The following is a 14,235-nucleotide window of genomic DNA, read 5'->3' on the forward strand; positions in this document are numbered from 1 at the left end:
GTCAAAGTGTAAATTTAGGATAGGTGATGAAATAGACGCTTGCTAAGACGCGTCAATTATTAAACAGTTTAAATAAACTAAGTACGATAAAGTACTTTAATTACATGCCAGCCAAATTTTGTTTTAACTAGGTGTGGCTCTAAAATTGCGCCTTTAAATGCAATTTTGTCAAACTGTGGAACCATTTGTCCGCGTCTAAATTCACCTAAGTCACCTCCTTTTTTACCCGATGGGCATGACGAATACTTTTTAGCTAAGGTCTGAAACTTTGCACCTTTACCTAATTGCTTAATAATATCTTCTGCAATTTCTTTGTGCTTAACCAAAATGTGAAGTGCATGTGCTGTGTTTGCCATGAAAAAAGCCTTTTATACCGTTAGCTAAAATTAAACGCGGCGATTTTAGCACAACCTCATAAACCTATCATCTACTTATACTGCAGTGTATTAACGCCTAATTTATAAATAATGTTTAGCATCCTCTGGGTTGGGTACTCTGCAATACTGATATTTTCCAAATAACGAATACCTATTTAAAGCAACCCTATCGTATAACCAATTATTAAACCTATTTGGCAAAATACTAAATACGTTTGCTAGTTTGTATGGGTAACCTAGCTGCTTAACAACATTAAAAAAAGCATGGCTTTGTGTAAATGCTTTACCATTTTCAACAAGCACCATTGAAGCGTATTCACTGGTTGAAAAACCAAAGTGTGTTAACAACAGTTCTCCTTTTGGAGATTGCACGCTGCATAATTTAAAAATAGTATTAGTATCGTGAGCAATAATAAAGTTACACCACGCGCTGCAAAGCTTACATTGCGCATCAAATAAAATAATTTTTTGGTTTTGCATTAATATAGCTGCATCATCGCTCATAACACTTTCCTTAAATTAAGTAATAAATTACTGCTGCACTGGCTTTTTTTGTAACTTGCGCTGCAAAGTACGTCTATGCATATTAAGTTGCCGCGCGGTAACCGACACATTGCCATTATTACTGTGTAATACTTGTTGAATATGCTCCCACTCTAAGCGCTCCGGCGACATAACCGCATCATCAATAACATTCGATGCCGATGACACAGGATCGGTGTTAAGCGCTTTTAATAATGTTGCCATATCAACCGGCTTAGTAAGGTAATCGTTTGCGCCTAAACGCATTGCCTCTACTGCGGTTGCTATACTTGCAAACCCGGTTAGTAAAACAATATGAGCTTGGGGGAGCAAACTACGCAGCGGCTTTATGAGTGTAAGTCCGTTATCGTCGCCTAGTTTCATGTCTAATAAAACAAAGTCGGGCAATAATTTACGCGCAGCAAGTAACGCATCACTTTGGTTATGCGCCACCTCGCAGGCAAAGCTTTGTTTAGTTAAGCGCCTTGCCAGTGTGCTGGCTAAATTAATGTCGTCTTCAATTATAAGTAACTTCATGAGGCGTTATTCTCAATGTTTACAATAGCGAGTTTAACTTTGGCGACAGCGCCGCCATCTGCATGGTTAAACAAGGTAAGTGAGCCATTTAAACGCTCAAAAGTAACATTTGATAAAAGCACAGCAAGCCCCATTCCCTGATCGCTTGGCATAAGTTGCCCGCCAAGCTCTACTAATTGCGATGATGAAAAGCCAGGGCCAAAATCGCGAATTAACAAGTAAACGCATTCGCTATGTAAGTTATCTTGCTGCCAACTCAGCTCTAATTGAGTTTTACCTTGTTTTTGATTAGCGAGCGCGGCGTTTTGCAATAAATTTAAAATAGCAGGCAATAACATCGCATCACTCAATAGCGTTGCCGCAATAGGTGGCGTAATCCATTTAATGTGCTGATCAGGGTATTGCAGTAAAAGCGTATCTGTAATTTGCGTTTGCAGTTGCTTTACGGTGGTATGCTCTTGTGAATTTTTAAGACGTAATTGCTCTGAGAGTTTTCTAAAGTCGTTAAGTTGCGTACTACACTGAGTAAGCGGCGCTTGCATGTGCTTAACAATTGGGTTGTTTGGTTGCTCTTCTAATAACTCTTCAAACAGTAACTGTAAGTTTGCAATTGGGGTCGCTAGTTGATGGGTGATTTGTGCAGCAGCCCCATCAAGGGTAACTAGCTGTTCATTACGCAATTGTTTTTCACGCACGTTTGCAATAATTCGCTCTCGCTCTTTAAGTGCCCTGCTCATTGCGCCAATAACAAGTGCAATTACGCTAGCACTTAAAACAAAATTAACCCACATGCCAATAAAATGACCACTCATATTCATTTGATGCATACTGTGATCGGGCATCTTTATAAGTAGCAAACTGTATGCGGCAATGGCTAATACCGCAATATAAGCTAATCCTTTTTCTCGCAGCGTAACAGCAGCTATCATTATCGGAAGCAATAACAGCGAAACAAATGCATTAGTTGCACCGCCGCTTAGCGATAGTAAAACCGTTAAAAATAATACGTCTGCAGTTAGCTGCATCAACATACCCAAAGGTTTAGCACGGCTTACATTTCGATAAGCAAATAGGCTAATAAGCTGAAACACAGCCTCAACGGCAATAACAATAAGTAAAGGCAGTAATGCAATTTGATGTTCTAGTAAAAAATAAACGCTAAGTACCGCAATTAATTGCACGGCAATAGCGCCGCTTCGCAGCATTAATAATCGACTAATGGTGGGGTCGGTACGCATTAACAACAGGTTATTGCCCAATCAAATGTTTAATAAGGTTATTTTAACGGTTATATGATTTTTAATCATCATCCATCGAAATTGAAAACGGCGCACAAGGCGTTCCTTGGTGAAACACCATTTTCCATTGTTCATTACTTTTACGCCAAAGCGACATACGCAATGAATAATTAAACTCAGCGCGAGCAGAGCGCCTAAAAGCAGCTTGGTAACTAAGTTGCACTACATCATCGCTCAGCATTCGGCCCTTAAAATGCTGATTATAAAACTGTGGCACAACCTCGGTAGGTAAGCGGGTAAGTACTTGGTATTTATTAAATGTAGTGCCATTGGCAGCAATTTCGATAAATTCATCATCGAGTAAAGCATCTAATGCGCGCTCAGATTGGCGAACTTCTGGGTCTAGTAACTGGCGCTCAGCGTCAATCAAATGATTAAACAACGACACTTTTATTTTGCTGCTCATAACCTTCCCTATTGTTTATAAACTTGCCCAGCTTTCATAACAAATTGCACGTTTTTAAGTACGTCGATATTTTTAAGCGGTGAGCCATTCACACTGATAATATCTGCTTGTTTACCAACACTCAAGTCGCCAATGAGTGCGCTTTGCCCCAGCAGTTTAGCTGCATGTATGGTTGCTGATTTAATAGCTTGGGCTTCGCTCATACCATTGTTTACCATTAAACTAAATTCGTTAGCATTAAGCCCATGACGCGATACCCCAGAGTCTGTTCCAAAAGCTATATTAACCTTGTTTTTCAGTGCAAGTTTAAACGAAGCCTGCATTTTTGGAGTTACTTCACGCACTTTGTCGGCTATTGCCGGTGGCATATTTGGATTTGTAAGCACCTCTTCACTTACCGTTGCACCCGCTAAAAGCGTCGGTACTAAATAAGCTCCCGTTTTTTTAAATAACTTTATTGCCTCTTTATCTAAATAAGAGCCATGCTCAATAGAATCCACACCGGCTTTTAAGGCCGCTTTTATACCTTGTATACCGTGTGCATGCGCTGTAACTTTACGCCCTAAGTGGTGAGCCGTATCAACAATTGCAATCAGCTCTGCATCTGTAAGTTGTTGGTTAACCCCAGCAGCGGTATTACTTAGTACTCCACCCGTGGCAGTAACTTTAATTACATCAGCGCCACTTTTAATTACCTCGCGTACCGCACGGCTACAATCATCCGCGCCATTACATATACCAATCCCGCCTGTAACCGCATCTGTAATATCTTTTCGATATCCGTGCATATCTGCGTGTCCGCCGGTAGGCGATATTGTATTACCCGCTGCAAAAATACGAGGACCGTTAATATCATTTCGCTCAATAGCGCGCTTTAGCGGAAATATTACTTTGTGATCGCTACCTAAATCACGCACTGATGTAAAACCCGCATCGAGCGTACGTTGTAAATATTTAATTGAGCGCAAAGCATAATCGGCATCATATTCTGTAGCCCAGCGGTGAGGGTTTGCTTTTGAATCTCGCTCAAACGTAACGTGAACATGCATATCGATAAGACCAGGCATTACAAATTGATTTTTAAGATTGATAATATCGGCATCAGGTAGGTTAAGTTCTGCTTTTGTGAGGTAGCCGTTTTTAATGGCTGTTATTGTATTATCTGTTATGACTAACGTTTGCTCTGTTTTTACTTTTTGATCTTCGGATGCAAGTAAACTGCCAGCATAAATAATTTTATGCTGCTGAGCAAAAGCCCCATTTGTTATTAATGCCAGCGTTATTGAAGTGAATGTTGTTATTAGTGTTGTTTTCATACTTGCCCCTTTTTTATACTAGCATTACCTTAAATAACCTGTAATTGCGAATATTTACGATACAAAACATGCTATAAACTAGTCTTGAAAGCCGTTTTTTGGTATAACTCCCCCATTAGTAACACATGTCAGACCACCTTAAGAGAACATACTATGCCTTACGCACATATCACTGGTTGGGGTAAATGCATTCCACCAGCAAGCATTAGCAACGATGAAATTAGTGAAATAGTTGATACCACCGACGAGTGGATAACCACGCGTACTGGCATTAAATCTCGCCGAGTGAGTCATGTAAGTACCGCTGAGCTGGCAACCGTTGCAGCTAAGCATGCTATTGCGTGCGCAGGCATTGATCCTAAAGATATTGATTTAGTGATATTAGCAACCTGTACACCTTCTACTGTTGTGGCAAATACCGCCTCACAAGTGCAAAAAAATATTGGTGCAACAGGCGCTGCCGCAATGGATACAAACGCGGCATGTTCGGGCTTTTTATATGCGTTGCAAGCTGCTACAGCACAAATTCAAGCGGGTATGATTAAAAAAGCAGTCGTTATTGCCGCTGAACGTATGACCTGGTACGTAAACTGGGCACGTCGCGACAGCGCTGTTTTATTTGGCGATGGCGCAGGTGCAGTAATACTTGAAGCTGCCGACACCCCAGCTGGTTTACTTGGTACCAAAACCGGTTGTGACAGCGAAGACCGCGATATTTTACACATCACCAACTTTGGTAGCGATTTAAATAAGTATGAGCCAATTGGTCCTTCTGATTTATTATTTGAAGGTCGTGAAATTTTTAAACGTGCTGTAAAAGGTATGAGTGAAGCCTGCGACGACGTACTGCAACAGGCCAACTTAAGCCTTGACGACATTAATGTACTCGTTCCACACCAAGCTAACTTACGTATTATTCAGGCTATTCAGCATCGCTTAAAAGTACCTGACGAAAAAGTAATGGTTAACATTGGTGAGTATGGTAATACCTCTGCTGCGACTATTGCTATAGCGTTATGTGAAGCGGTTGAGCAAGGGTTAATTAAACCGCATTCAAACATTATGTCTGCAGCATTTGGTGCAGGCCTTACGTGGGCTGCAAGTTACATAAAATGGGGCGAACGTGTAACGCCTATTAGTGTAAGCGATGCTGCTTTACCACCGTGTGATAAAACTGGTTTAGAGCTTGTAGCACCGGCCGTTAAAGCATGTAAAGAAGCCGAGCCTAGCTAACACAACATGTAATAAGCCACATTTAAAATGCACTTATTTAAGTGCGTTTTTGCTTTTTAAGGAATTAAATTTGAAACTTTTAGGTATTCATCACGCTGCTATAATTTGTAGTGACTATGCACGTTCTAAACACTTTTATAGCAATGTACTTAAACTTAACGTTATTAATGAGCACTTTAGAGCTGATCGTAATTCATATAAATTAGATTTAGCCATGCCCGATGGTAGCCAAATAGAGCTATTTTCGTTTGATGGTTCGCCCGAAAGACCCAGCTATCCCGAAGCACAAGGCTTAAGACATTTAGCTTTTAAGGTAGCGGATGTACAGATTGCAAAAACGTATTTAGAGTCGTGCGACGTAAAAGTTGAGGATATTAGAGTGGATGAAATAACCGGCAAAAAGTTTACCTTTTTTGCCGATCCAGATAACTTGCCACTTGAGCTTTATGAGGTTTAAAGCTCATAAAGCTCAAGTTTTTACTATTGAATCAAAAACTTACTTATTAAAACGATTTTGTAGGTAATTAAACACCGCACGAATACCTAATGCTTCACCACCCGTTGGACGACCTGGTAATGCACGTAAGTTCCATGCCATTACATCAAAGTGTACCCACGGTGTTGTTGGTTCAACAAATTCTTTTAAGTAAAGCGCTGCGGTAATAGCACCACCAAACGGTGTGCTTGCGCAATTTGCCATATCGGCTACATCACTTTTTAGTAAGCTTTTGTATTGCTCAAACAACGGAAGTTGCCAAACAGGGTCATGTACACTTAAACCGGCGTCAATAATGCCATTTGCTACATCGCGCTCTGTTGAGAAAAAGCCCGGAAGCTCCGTGCCCAGTGCAACACGGCATGCACCCGTGAGAGTAGCAAAATCAATAATTAGCTCAGGATTATCGTTTTGCGCTTCGCTTAATGCATCACATAATACTAAGCGACCTTCAGCGTCGGTATTATCAATTTCGACCATAATACCTTTGCGCGTTTTAATAACATCGCCTGGGCGAAATGCATTGCGCGATACTGCATTTTCAACCGCTGGTACAAGTACACGTAATCTAATTGGTAAGTTAGCTGCCATAATAAGCTGCGCTAGTGCAATTACGTGCGCCGCGCCGCCCATATCTTTTTTCATGTTACGCATGCCAGAGCTTGGTTTTAAATCAAGTCCGCCTGAGTCAAAACATACGCCCTTACCGACTAGCGTAATTAATGGAGCATCTGTCGCGCCCCATTTTAAATCAAGTAAACGCGGTTTATTTTCGCTTGCACGACCCACCATATGAATAGTCGGGTAGTTTTGCTCTAGTAACTCATCGCCAACCCACTGTGAAAATTCGCCATTGTAAGTTGCAGCTAAATCTTCCATAACTTGCGATAAATGTTGCGGCATCATATCTACCGCTGGAGTATTAACTAAATCACGTGCAAGTGTAATGGCATCAGCTTGTTGGCTAATGCGCTCATATAACGCTTTATCGCTAATGGCTAATTGCGCCTTTGCCGTTGGCTTTTCTTTATATTCACTAAATTCGTAACCACCAAGTACAAACCCTAAAGCAACCTGCTCTACAAAAGCGCTGTCGCCTTGAATTTGATAAGTACCTGTAGGAAGTGTATTTGCTAAATTACCCGCAGCCCAAAAATCATCGCTGCTTTGCATTAGACAAAATACCTGGCTTAACTCGCCCGTTTTAGCATCAGGAATTAAAGCAACACCTTGCTTTTCAAAACCTGTATTAGTTAACCAATTTTGTATAAATGCAGGCTGCTGTGCTTGCCAGTCAGATAATTCGTTTTTAAGAATAAAAGATAAAGGAATACCAGAAGATGTATGACGTAGTAATGCACTCATTAAAAAGCTCATATAATATAAAAATGGTACTTAAGAGCATATCAATAAGCGCACCTAAAAGGTATCGCTAATTTGAAGGGATTTTAGCTACTTTTTTAAGCTATTTTTAGATTCTTGCTTTTGATTTTCTTGATCTATTTTAGCATCTAGTTCTTTAATAGATTTGTTCATATTAAACGAACTTGGCAGTACATCAACTCCTACCAAACTCCCTAATTTAACAACTAAAGGAATTGTAAGCGGAGCAAAAGGTAATACAGCAAATACACCGAGCCCTAACCCTTTTAAAATATCAACAAATTGCTCATTTGCGCGTTTTAACTCTTCTTTACTTGTGTGGCCTTGAGTGTAACGCCTATAAATAGAGAGCATTTCTTTAGTTTCTTGTTTTTCTTGGGCGAGTGCGATTTTAAGCGCCACCATAGCACGGCGAAAACGCAGCTGTTGGCGTTTTTTACTAATTTTAACTACCCGCCAAGGTGCACGGTGAATAACTTTATATAATCGCATAACTTTTATTTTCACACAGCAGCACAGGTTCACAAAGAATAATTTACTTTCAACACCCTTTAACTTACCCTTTGCACCAAATTAGTATTAAATACATACAACAATGCAGAATATAACAAATCAATTACCGCAAAAACCTGAAAAACCAAAATCGGATGAATGTTGCGGTGGTGGCAGTTGCTGTCCCTGCGTATGGGATGAATACAAAGAAAAATTAGCAGCTTGGCGGTACGCACAAAACATTGAAAACCCCACAAAAAAAGATACAAATAAATAACATTTAAATGCAGTTAGCGCATTAATATTCCCCTCAACAGCCTTACTTGCACTTATTTAGTTCATTTTAGTTTTACTTTGCACCACTGTTGCATTTTTTCTTAAATTGAATCTTTTTGTTATCAAACGGTTAATTAGTAATTGCCCTTCCTGTTTTTTATCTATAGTCTGTAGATAGGACTTCACAAAAAGTAAGCTTAATTGATTAGGCTTTTGAGCTAAAACCTCAAACTTATGTGAAACAAAAAATTAAGTTAAAAACAAATGATGTGAAATTCACATCAAAAATAAGAATTATTCTAACTGGGGAAAATTAGAATGAAATTAAAAAGTAATGCGCTAAACCAAGCAATCAAATTTGCTTTAGCTACAACCACTGCAGGGTTATTTATTTCTGGATCTGCTATTGCGGCAGACGAGCAGGAACAAACTAAAGTAAATAAAAACGTTGAGAAAATTGCCGTAGTAGGTACGCGTTCAGCTCCTCGTTCAATAGGTGACTCACCGGTTCCAATCGACATTATTGGCGGCGAAGAGCTTGAAAAGTCAGGTAACACTGACATGCTTGAACTTTTAAAAGGTGCAGTACCATCGTTTAACGTACACCAAAACCCTATCAGTGATGCAGCTTCTCTTGTTCGTCCAGCTAACTTACGTGGTTTACCGTCAGACAGCACATTGGTTCTTTTAAACGGCAAACGTCGTCACCGTGCTTCTGTAATCGCATTTTTAGGCGGTGGTATTAACGATGGCGCGCAAGGCGCAGATATTTCAGTTATTCCAAGCATTGCGATTAAACAAGTAGAAGTACTTCGCGATGGCGCGGCTGCGCAGTATGGTTCTGATGCAATCGCCGGTGTAATGAATTTCCAACTAAAAGACGCTTCAGAAGGTGGTAAATTAGAAATCCGCCATGGTCAATTTTATGAAGGTGATGGCGATACAACACAAGTGTCGGGTAACGTAGGTTTACCGTTTACCGACAATGGTTTTGCTAATTTAAGCTTTCAATATAAAACAGCTGATGCAACAAGCCGTTCAGTTCAACGTGCCGATGCTGCAGCACTTTCAGCTGCCGGTGTGCCTGATGTATCTTCTCTTGCACAAGTATGGGGTGCACCAGAAGTAGATGACGATATTACTATTTTTGGTAATGTGGGTTTAGAGCTAACAAACGACTCTGAATTTTACATGTTTGGTAACTACTCTGAACGTGATGTACGTGGCGGTTTTTATTACCGTAATCCGCAAACTCGTTCTGGTGTTTACTCAAATGATGGTGGCGAAACATTACTTGTTGCCGACACAACACCTGATATGAGTGCTAACTGTCCAACTATCACAATAACAGACGGCAATGTACTAGATGATCCTGCTTACATAAATGGTGTAGCAAACAACCCAGATTGTTTTGCCTTTAATGAGATGCTTCCAGGTGGCTTTACACCTAACTTTGGCGGCAACATTACTGATACTTCTTTAACTATTGGTACTAAAGGTCGATTCACTGGTGGCTTCTTAAAAGATACTTACTATGACTTAAGCGGTACTGTTGGCTTAAATGAATCACGTTACTTTATTTACGACACGGTTAATGCCTCTTTAGGTGCAGATACACCACGAGACTTCAGCCCGGGTAAATACGAACAGCTAGAGAAAAACTTTAACTTTGATTTATCAAAAGGTATCGACTTTGGTTTAGCTTATGATGTAAACATTGCCGGTGGTTTTGAGTGGCATGAAGAAACATTTACTATCGTCTCTGGTGATGAAGCATCTTACACAGCAGGCCCTTTAACAGAACAAGGCTTTGGTATTGGCTCTAACGGCTTTCCTGGTTTTAAACCATCACAAGCGGGTGAATTTTCTCGCCGTAACTATGCAGCATATGTTGATGTTGAAGCACCGTTTACTGAAGACTTTTTAATGGGCGTAGCACTTCGATTTGAAGACTACGACAGCTTTGGCACTACCACTAACTACAAAGTAATGGCTCAATACCATTTAACTGAAGACTTAAACGTGCGTGGTTCTGTAAGCAGTGGTTTCCGTGCACCAACGGTTGGTCAAGCTAACGTAAGTAATGTACAAACAAGTTTAGATGGCGGTGTATTACAAGATTCAGCGCTTCTTCCACCAACAAACCCAATTGCAGTGCAATTAGGTGGTACAGAGCTTGAGCCGGAAGAATCACAAAGTTATACGCTTGGTGCTGTATACACAATTGGCGAATTATTTTTAACGCTTGATTACTACAACATCCAAGTAGATGACCGTATTAGCCAATCAGATAAAATCAACTTAAGCCAAGCAGACAAAGATACCCTTGCAGCAGCAGGAGTACCTAATGTACAAGGTCTTGCTCAAGTAAGCTTTTTTACAAACGACTTTGACACAACAACACAAGGTATCGATTTAGTTGCAAACTATACAGCCGAATTAATGGGCGGTAGCTCTACATTTAGCCTTGCATATAACTGGAATGATACTGAAGTAACTAAATTTAGTGAAATTACAGGTGCGTTTAAAGTTAAGCGTTTAGAAGAAGATTTACCTAATCATCGTGCAACGTTCACATTGTCTCAACAATGGGAATCAGTTTCTGCATTTGCTCGTGCAAACTACTACGGCGAATACCAAGGTGTTCACGTTGATTATGATGCAACAGCTAAAACAGCAGATGCTGCAGTCACTATTGATGCTGAAGTAACTTACTTCTTAAATGAATCAGTTAGCTTCTCAGTAGGTGCTCAAAACTTATTCGACCAAGATGCTGAAAAACTTGATTTTGCAGATGCAACAGGCATCCCTAATAACAACTGGGGTGGTCAGTTCTACGAAACATCTCCGTTTGGTATTAACGGTGGCTTTTACTACGCTAAAGCAACATATACTTTTTAAACTATTTTCATGAAGAACCAAAGGCGAAATGTTAAAGACATTTCGCCTTTTTAATTTTATAGTTAATAAAAATAATAATGAACAATACCAATTGCATTGAATAAGTGTTCTATTATAGCGCTCAGAAAATAGCGTAATAACAAGGCGAAAACTATGATATATAGTTGCTCTATATGAATAATTTTTAACGCAGTGAGTACGCTATTTAATGCGATAGAATGATTATTTTTTAATAAAATTGGTATAACTATGCTACTTGAAAAAGCCAACCAACTACTGCAACAAAATAAACTCAAAGAAGCCGAGTTCCATTTTAAAGCAATTTTAAATAGTAACCCTGAAAATGGTGAGGCTTTATTTGGCTTAGGCAGAATTGCCTTACGACTAGAACGTTACGACGCTGCTGTATACCTACTCCAAAAAGCCTGTGAGCGCTTGCCTCATATGCTTGAACCATTACATGCCCTTGCTGATGCTTTTAACGGTGTTCATTCGCCAAACGATGCGCTAACGGTGCTTGAATACGCAAAAAAATTAGCAAGTCATAATCCAGAACCTCATTATTACTTAGCACAGCACTATTTAACACATGGCGAGTTAGATAAAGCTCATACAACTTTTGCTCATGCACTCAGCATTGGTGTATACCCTGTAACAGCCTATATTTTATTTGAACTTGTACAATTAGGTCGCTTTGATAAAGAACATAATTATGTAAGTAATTTGCACCACTTATTAACTCAAACGAGTAATTTACGTTTAAAAATGGTGTGTTACTACGCATTAGCAAACAGTTACGATGCACTTGAGGATACCGAGCAAGCATTTAATTATTTTATATTGGCGAATAAATTACAAAAAAAATTAAGTGAATTTAACACTAGAGATTTAATCCCTTTTTACGATGAAATAATAAAATACAACACCGAGGAGTTTATAGCCTCTGCCGATAAAAAATTTACGGGTAATATCACGCCTGTATTTATTATTGGCATGCCTCGTAGTGGCTCTACCCTTGCGGAGCAAATGTTGGCAAGCCATAGTCAGTTTTCGAGCCTAGGAGAGAGCACGAGTATTAGTAATAACGCAGTTGCTTTTATCGAACAAAAAACGGGAGTGACTTACCCGCAATGTTTAGCACATTTAACGCCGGATTTAATCAAAAAAGCCCGCGAGCTGTATATCACAACATTAAAAACAGCATCGCCCATCAGACCTTTTATAATAAATAAACTGCCGAGTAATTATCAGTCGCTCGGACTTATATATATTCTATTTCCAAATGCTAAATTTATAAATTTAAGTCGTGATTTTAATGCCACCGCATTTTCTATCTTCACTAATTACTTTGCTGAAAACGAGCCTTACTTTTGCTCACTACCTGAGTTTAAGCTTTATCATAAGTTGTATAAAAAACTGATGAGCCATTGGCACTCTTTTAAAGAGATGCCAATTTATGATGTCAGTTACGAAGATTTAGTGAGTAACCCAAAAGAGCAGCTAACGCAGTTACTTGGTTTTTTAAACTGTAGTTTTGAAGAGCGCTGCTTAGCGTTTTATAAACAAAAAACACCGGTAACGACCTTGAGTAAACATGCTATTCGCCAACCTATTAATAATGCCGCAATCGCTAAGTGGGAGCGTTACAAAACACCTCTTCTAAAGTTACTTGATGAGAATTAATTAGGGCCTGTTTATCTTTCGAGGTTAAATTTGCAGTAGGCTGTTTGGTATTTAGGCAAGGCAGAGCCTATGTAGTGTGGTTGTTCCCCATAAATAGGCGATAACGCAGCATAAAGACCAAACATCCACTGCCCTTTGGGTTCTCTCTAGGGACGATTAACTCTTTGTTGCCTACTGGATGTAGGTAAGGTGCGTGAGCAGGACGCGCAAGCTTTGCTCGGTTTTTATGGATGTAAGCCAGTAGGGGAACGCAGGAGCAGTTACCGAGCCCACTAGGTTACAAACTTCGCGCCGTGATTAAATCTTCCTTGGATTGAACAAATTTTAATCCTGGAAGGTCAACAGGCCCTTACGGATGTGCTTTAAACCAATTAAGTAAATCTTTAAATTGATCATCACGCGCACTTGGGTGGGTAAGCATATTAATATGATCGTAATCAAAATTATGCCCGTGTTTACGACCGTAAATTTGCATTTGTTGAATGCCTAGCCCCGATTCGTCCATAAATTTTTGAATATCGATTGGTTGCGCTAATGCTTTATCTTTTACCGCAGCAATATGAAGCGTTGGCGGTAAATGCAGGTTGTTTAGCGCTTTTGCATAATCAAAATTATCATCAGAATCTATCCATGGCTTCTTTTTAGCCCATTGCATACTTTGATAATGCGACTTTTGAGTTTCGTTATCGCTGCCCCACTTATAACCTTTAGCATTTAAATAGCCATGTTTTTTAGCAAGTAAAGGCGCCATAAAATACCAAATTAAATTGGCTTGTAATAATTTTTGAGGATGATTATTAAATAAAGAACGCTTAGAGCCAAAATACACACATGCTTTAACGTCGTTAATATATTCTGGAAAACGTGCAAACGCGCTGTTCATCAATACCCCGCCCCAAGAGTGAGCAACCCAGTAGTCTGGCTTTTTGCCTTCAATCAACTCTATTTGCTTAATAAAGGCAGGGATGTCTTCTAGGATAGACTCAGTTTGTCCATATTCGGACTCGCTCGAAATGATTGGCTTGCTATCACCTCGGCCACGTAAATCAGCCACATAACATCTATACCCATGCTCAGCTAAAAAAGGGGCAAGTCCTTTATTAGAGTGCGTGTAAAAAATCTTACCGTTTTCTATTGCTCCATGCATAAAAAATACGATAGGCCCTTGCTGATCTTCATTGCTAATACGGCGTAAATGAAGTGTTTGCTGATCAGCTACATTAATAATTATTGATTGCTGAGAAATTGCCACAGTTATTCCTTTTTATTATTTTCAACTCATCCTACCAGTAATATTAAATATACCAAAGGAAAT

At 39.6% G+C, this 14,235-nt stretch carries 14 protein-coding genes; 5 read left to right on the forward strand and 9 right to left on the reverse strand.

Annotated elements, in window-relative coordinates; all coding sequences use genetic code 11:
* Positions 1-77: 77 nt before the first annotated feature.
* From H5090_RS05275 to H5090_RS05300, 6 genes are all read right to left on the reverse strand, one after another.
* Complete coding sequence (locus tag H5090_RS05275; RefSeq protein ID WP_002959014.1) at positions 78-356, reverse strand: peptidylprolyl isomerase; 279 nt, start codon at positions 354-356, stop codon at positions 78-80.
* Positions 357-458: 102 nt separating this feature from the next.
* A complete protein-coding gene (locus tag H5090_RS05280; RefSeq protein WP_182695195.1) occupies positions 459-881 on the reverse strand; it encodes a thiol-disulfide oxidoreductase DCC family protein in 423 nt (140 codons plus the stop codon).
* Between the two features lie 27 nt (positions 882-908).
* Positions 909-1,436, reverse strand: coding sequence for a response regulator transcription factor (locus H5090_RS05285; protein ID WP_154902919.1), 528 nt, complete (start codon positions 1,434-1,436; stop codon positions 909-911).
* Positions 1,433-2,674 carry a sensor histidine kinase gene (locus H5090_RS05290; protein ID WP_182695196.1) on the reverse strand — a complete coding sequence of 414 codons (1,242 nt, stop codon included), beginning with the start codon at positions 2,672-2,674 and terminating at the stop codon, positions 1,433-1,435. The genes H5090_RS05285 and H5090_RS05290 overlap by 4 nt, the downstream gene beginning before the upstream one ends.
* Positions 2,675-2,735: 61 nt before the next feature.
* Complete coding sequence (locus tag H5090_RS05295) at positions 2,736-3,140, reverse strand: DUF4440 domain-containing protein (RefSeq protein WP_024595765.1); 405 nt, start codon at positions 3,138-3,140, stop codon at positions 2,736-2,738.
* Positions 3,141-3,148: 8 nt separating this feature from the next.
* Complete coding sequence (locus tag H5090_RS05300) at positions 3,149-4,456, reverse strand: amidohydrolase family protein (protein WP_154902921.1); 1,308 nt, start codon at positions 4,454-4,456, stop codon at positions 3,149-3,151.
* 153 nt (positions 4,457-4,609) lie between these two features.
* On the opposite strand from H5090_RS05300, the gene H5090_RS05305 reads away from it, so the two are divergent.
* Together H5090_RS05305 and H5090_RS05310 are read left to right on the forward strand one after the other, a co-directional pair.
* Positions 4,610-5,689, forward strand: coding sequence for a ketoacyl-ACP synthase III (locus tag H5090_RS05305; RefSeq protein ID WP_182695197.1), 1,080 nt, complete (start codon positions 4,610-4,612; stop codon positions 5,687-5,689).
* A 70-nt stretch (positions 5,690-5,759) separates the two neighbouring features.
* The gene (locus H5090_RS05310) at positions 5,760-6,146 is read left to right on the forward strand and encodes a VOC family protein (RefSeq protein WP_002959006.1); all 387 of its coding nucleotides are present in this window, start codon (positions 5,760-5,762) and stop codon (positions 6,144-6,146) included.
* Between the two features lie 39 nt (positions 6,147-6,185).
* On the opposite strand, the gene H5090_RS05315 is transcribed toward H5090_RS05310, so the two are convergent.
* Together H5090_RS05315 and H5090_RS05320 are read right to left on the reverse strand one after the other, a co-directional pair.
* Positions 6,186-7,550, reverse strand: a complete 1,365-nt coding sequence (locus tag H5090_RS05315; protein ID WP_154902923.1) for a M17 family metallopeptidase — start codon at positions 7,548-7,550, stop codon at positions 6,186-6,188.
* An 87-nt stretch (positions 7,551-7,637) separates the two neighbouring features.
* Positions 7,638-8,060 (reverse strand): hypothetical protein, encoded by a 423-nt coding sequence (locus H5090_RS05320; RefSeq protein ID WP_002959004.1) that lies wholly within the window; start codon positions 8,058-8,060, stop codon positions 7,638-7,640.
* Between the two features lie 103 nt (positions 8,061-8,163).
* Between H5090_RS05320 and H5090_RS05325 the strand changes: the two genes are divergently transcribed.
* The 3 genes from H5090_RS05325 (at position 8,164) to H5090_RS05335 (ending at position 12,920) form a co-directional block, all read left to right on the forward strand.
* Positions 8,164-8,337, forward strand: coding sequence for an oxidoreductase-like domain-containing protein (locus H5090_RS05325; protein WP_154902924.1), 174 nt, complete (start codon positions 8,164-8,166; stop codon positions 8,335-8,337).
* 317 nt (positions 8,338-8,654) lie between these two features.
* Positions 8,655-11,237 carry a TonB-dependent siderophore receptor gene (locus H5090_RS05330; protein WP_039488458.1) on the forward strand — a complete coding sequence of 861 codons (2,583 nt, stop codon included), beginning with the start codon at positions 8,655-8,657 and terminating at the stop codon, positions 11,235-11,237.
* A gap of 249 nt (positions 11,238-11,486) precedes the next feature.
* Complete coding sequence (locus H5090_RS05335) at positions 11,487-12,920, forward strand: sulfotransferase (RefSeq protein WP_182695198.1); 1,434 nt, start codon at positions 11,487-11,489, stop codon at positions 12,918-12,920.
* A 349-nt stretch (positions 12,921-13,269) separates the two neighbouring features.
* Here the strand turns inward: H5090_RS05335 and H5090_RS05340 are convergent, their stop codons facing one another.
* Positions 13,270-14,172: an alpha/beta fold hydrolase gene (locus tag H5090_RS05340; RefSeq protein WP_182695199.1), complete on the reverse strand. Its 903-nt coding sequence runs from the start codon at positions 14,170-14,172 to the stop codon at positions 13,270-13,272.
* Positions 14,173-14,235 lie beyond the last annotated feature (63 nt).

The sequence above is a fragment of the Pseudoalteromonas sp. SR43-5 genome (assembly GCF_014163835.1).
Taxonomy (GTDB): Bacteria; Pseudomonadota; Gammaproteobacteria; order Enterobacterales; family Alteromonadaceae; genus Pseudoalteromonas; species Pseudoalteromonas distincta.

What these genes read in the sequence shown, in the direction of transcription:
- H5090_RS05275 (WP_002959014.1), bottom strand. Translation starts at nt 356, where the DNA reads ATGGCAAACACAGCACATGCACTTCACATTTTGGTTAAGCACAAAGAA.
- H5090_RS05315 (WP_154902923.1), bottom strand. Translation starts at nt 7,550, where the DNA reads ATGAGTGCATTACTACGTCATACATCTTCTGGTATTCCTTTATCTTTT.
- H5090_RS05280 (WP_182695195.1), bottom strand. Translation starts at nt 881, where the DNA reads ATGAGCGATGATGCAGCTATATTAATGCAAAACCAAAAAATTATTTTA.
- H5090_RS05295 (WP_024595765.1), bottom strand. Translation starts at nt 3,140, where the DNA reads ATGAGCAGCAAAATAAAAGTGTCGTTGTTTAATCATTTGATTGACGCT.
- H5090_RS05285 (WP_154902919.1), bottom strand. Translation starts at nt 1,436, where the DNA reads ATGAAGTTACTTATAATTGAAGACGACATTAATTTAGCCAGCACACTG.
- H5090_RS05305 (WP_182695197.1), top strand. Translation starts at nt 4,610, where the DNA reads ATGCCTTACGCACATATCACTGGTTGGGGTAAATGCATTCCACCAGCA.
- H5090_RS05335 (WP_182695198.1), top strand. Translation starts at nt 11,487, where the DNA reads ATGCTACTTGAAAAAGCCAACCAACTACTGCAACAAAATAAACTCAAA.
- H5090_RS05325 (WP_154902924.1), top strand. Translation starts at nt 8,164, where the DNA reads ATGCAGAATATAACAAATCAATTACCGCAAAAACCTGAAAAACCAAAA.
- H5090_RS05330 (WP_039488458.1), top strand. Translation starts at nt 8,655, where the DNA reads ATGAAATTAAAAAGTAATGCGCTAAACCAAGCAATCAAATTTGCTTTA.
- H5090_RS05300 (WP_154902921.1), bottom strand. Translation starts at nt 4,456, where the DNA reads ATGAAAACAACACTAATAACAACATTCACTTCAATAACGCTGGCATTA.
- H5090_RS05290 (WP_182695196.1), bottom strand. Translation starts at nt 2,674, where the DNA reads ATGCGTACCGACCCCACCATTAGTCGATTATTAATGCTGCGAAGCGGC.
- H5090_RS05320 (WP_002959004.1), bottom strand. Translation starts at nt 8,060, where the DNA reads ATGCGATTATATAAAGTTATTCACCGTGCACCTTGGCGGGTAGTTAAA.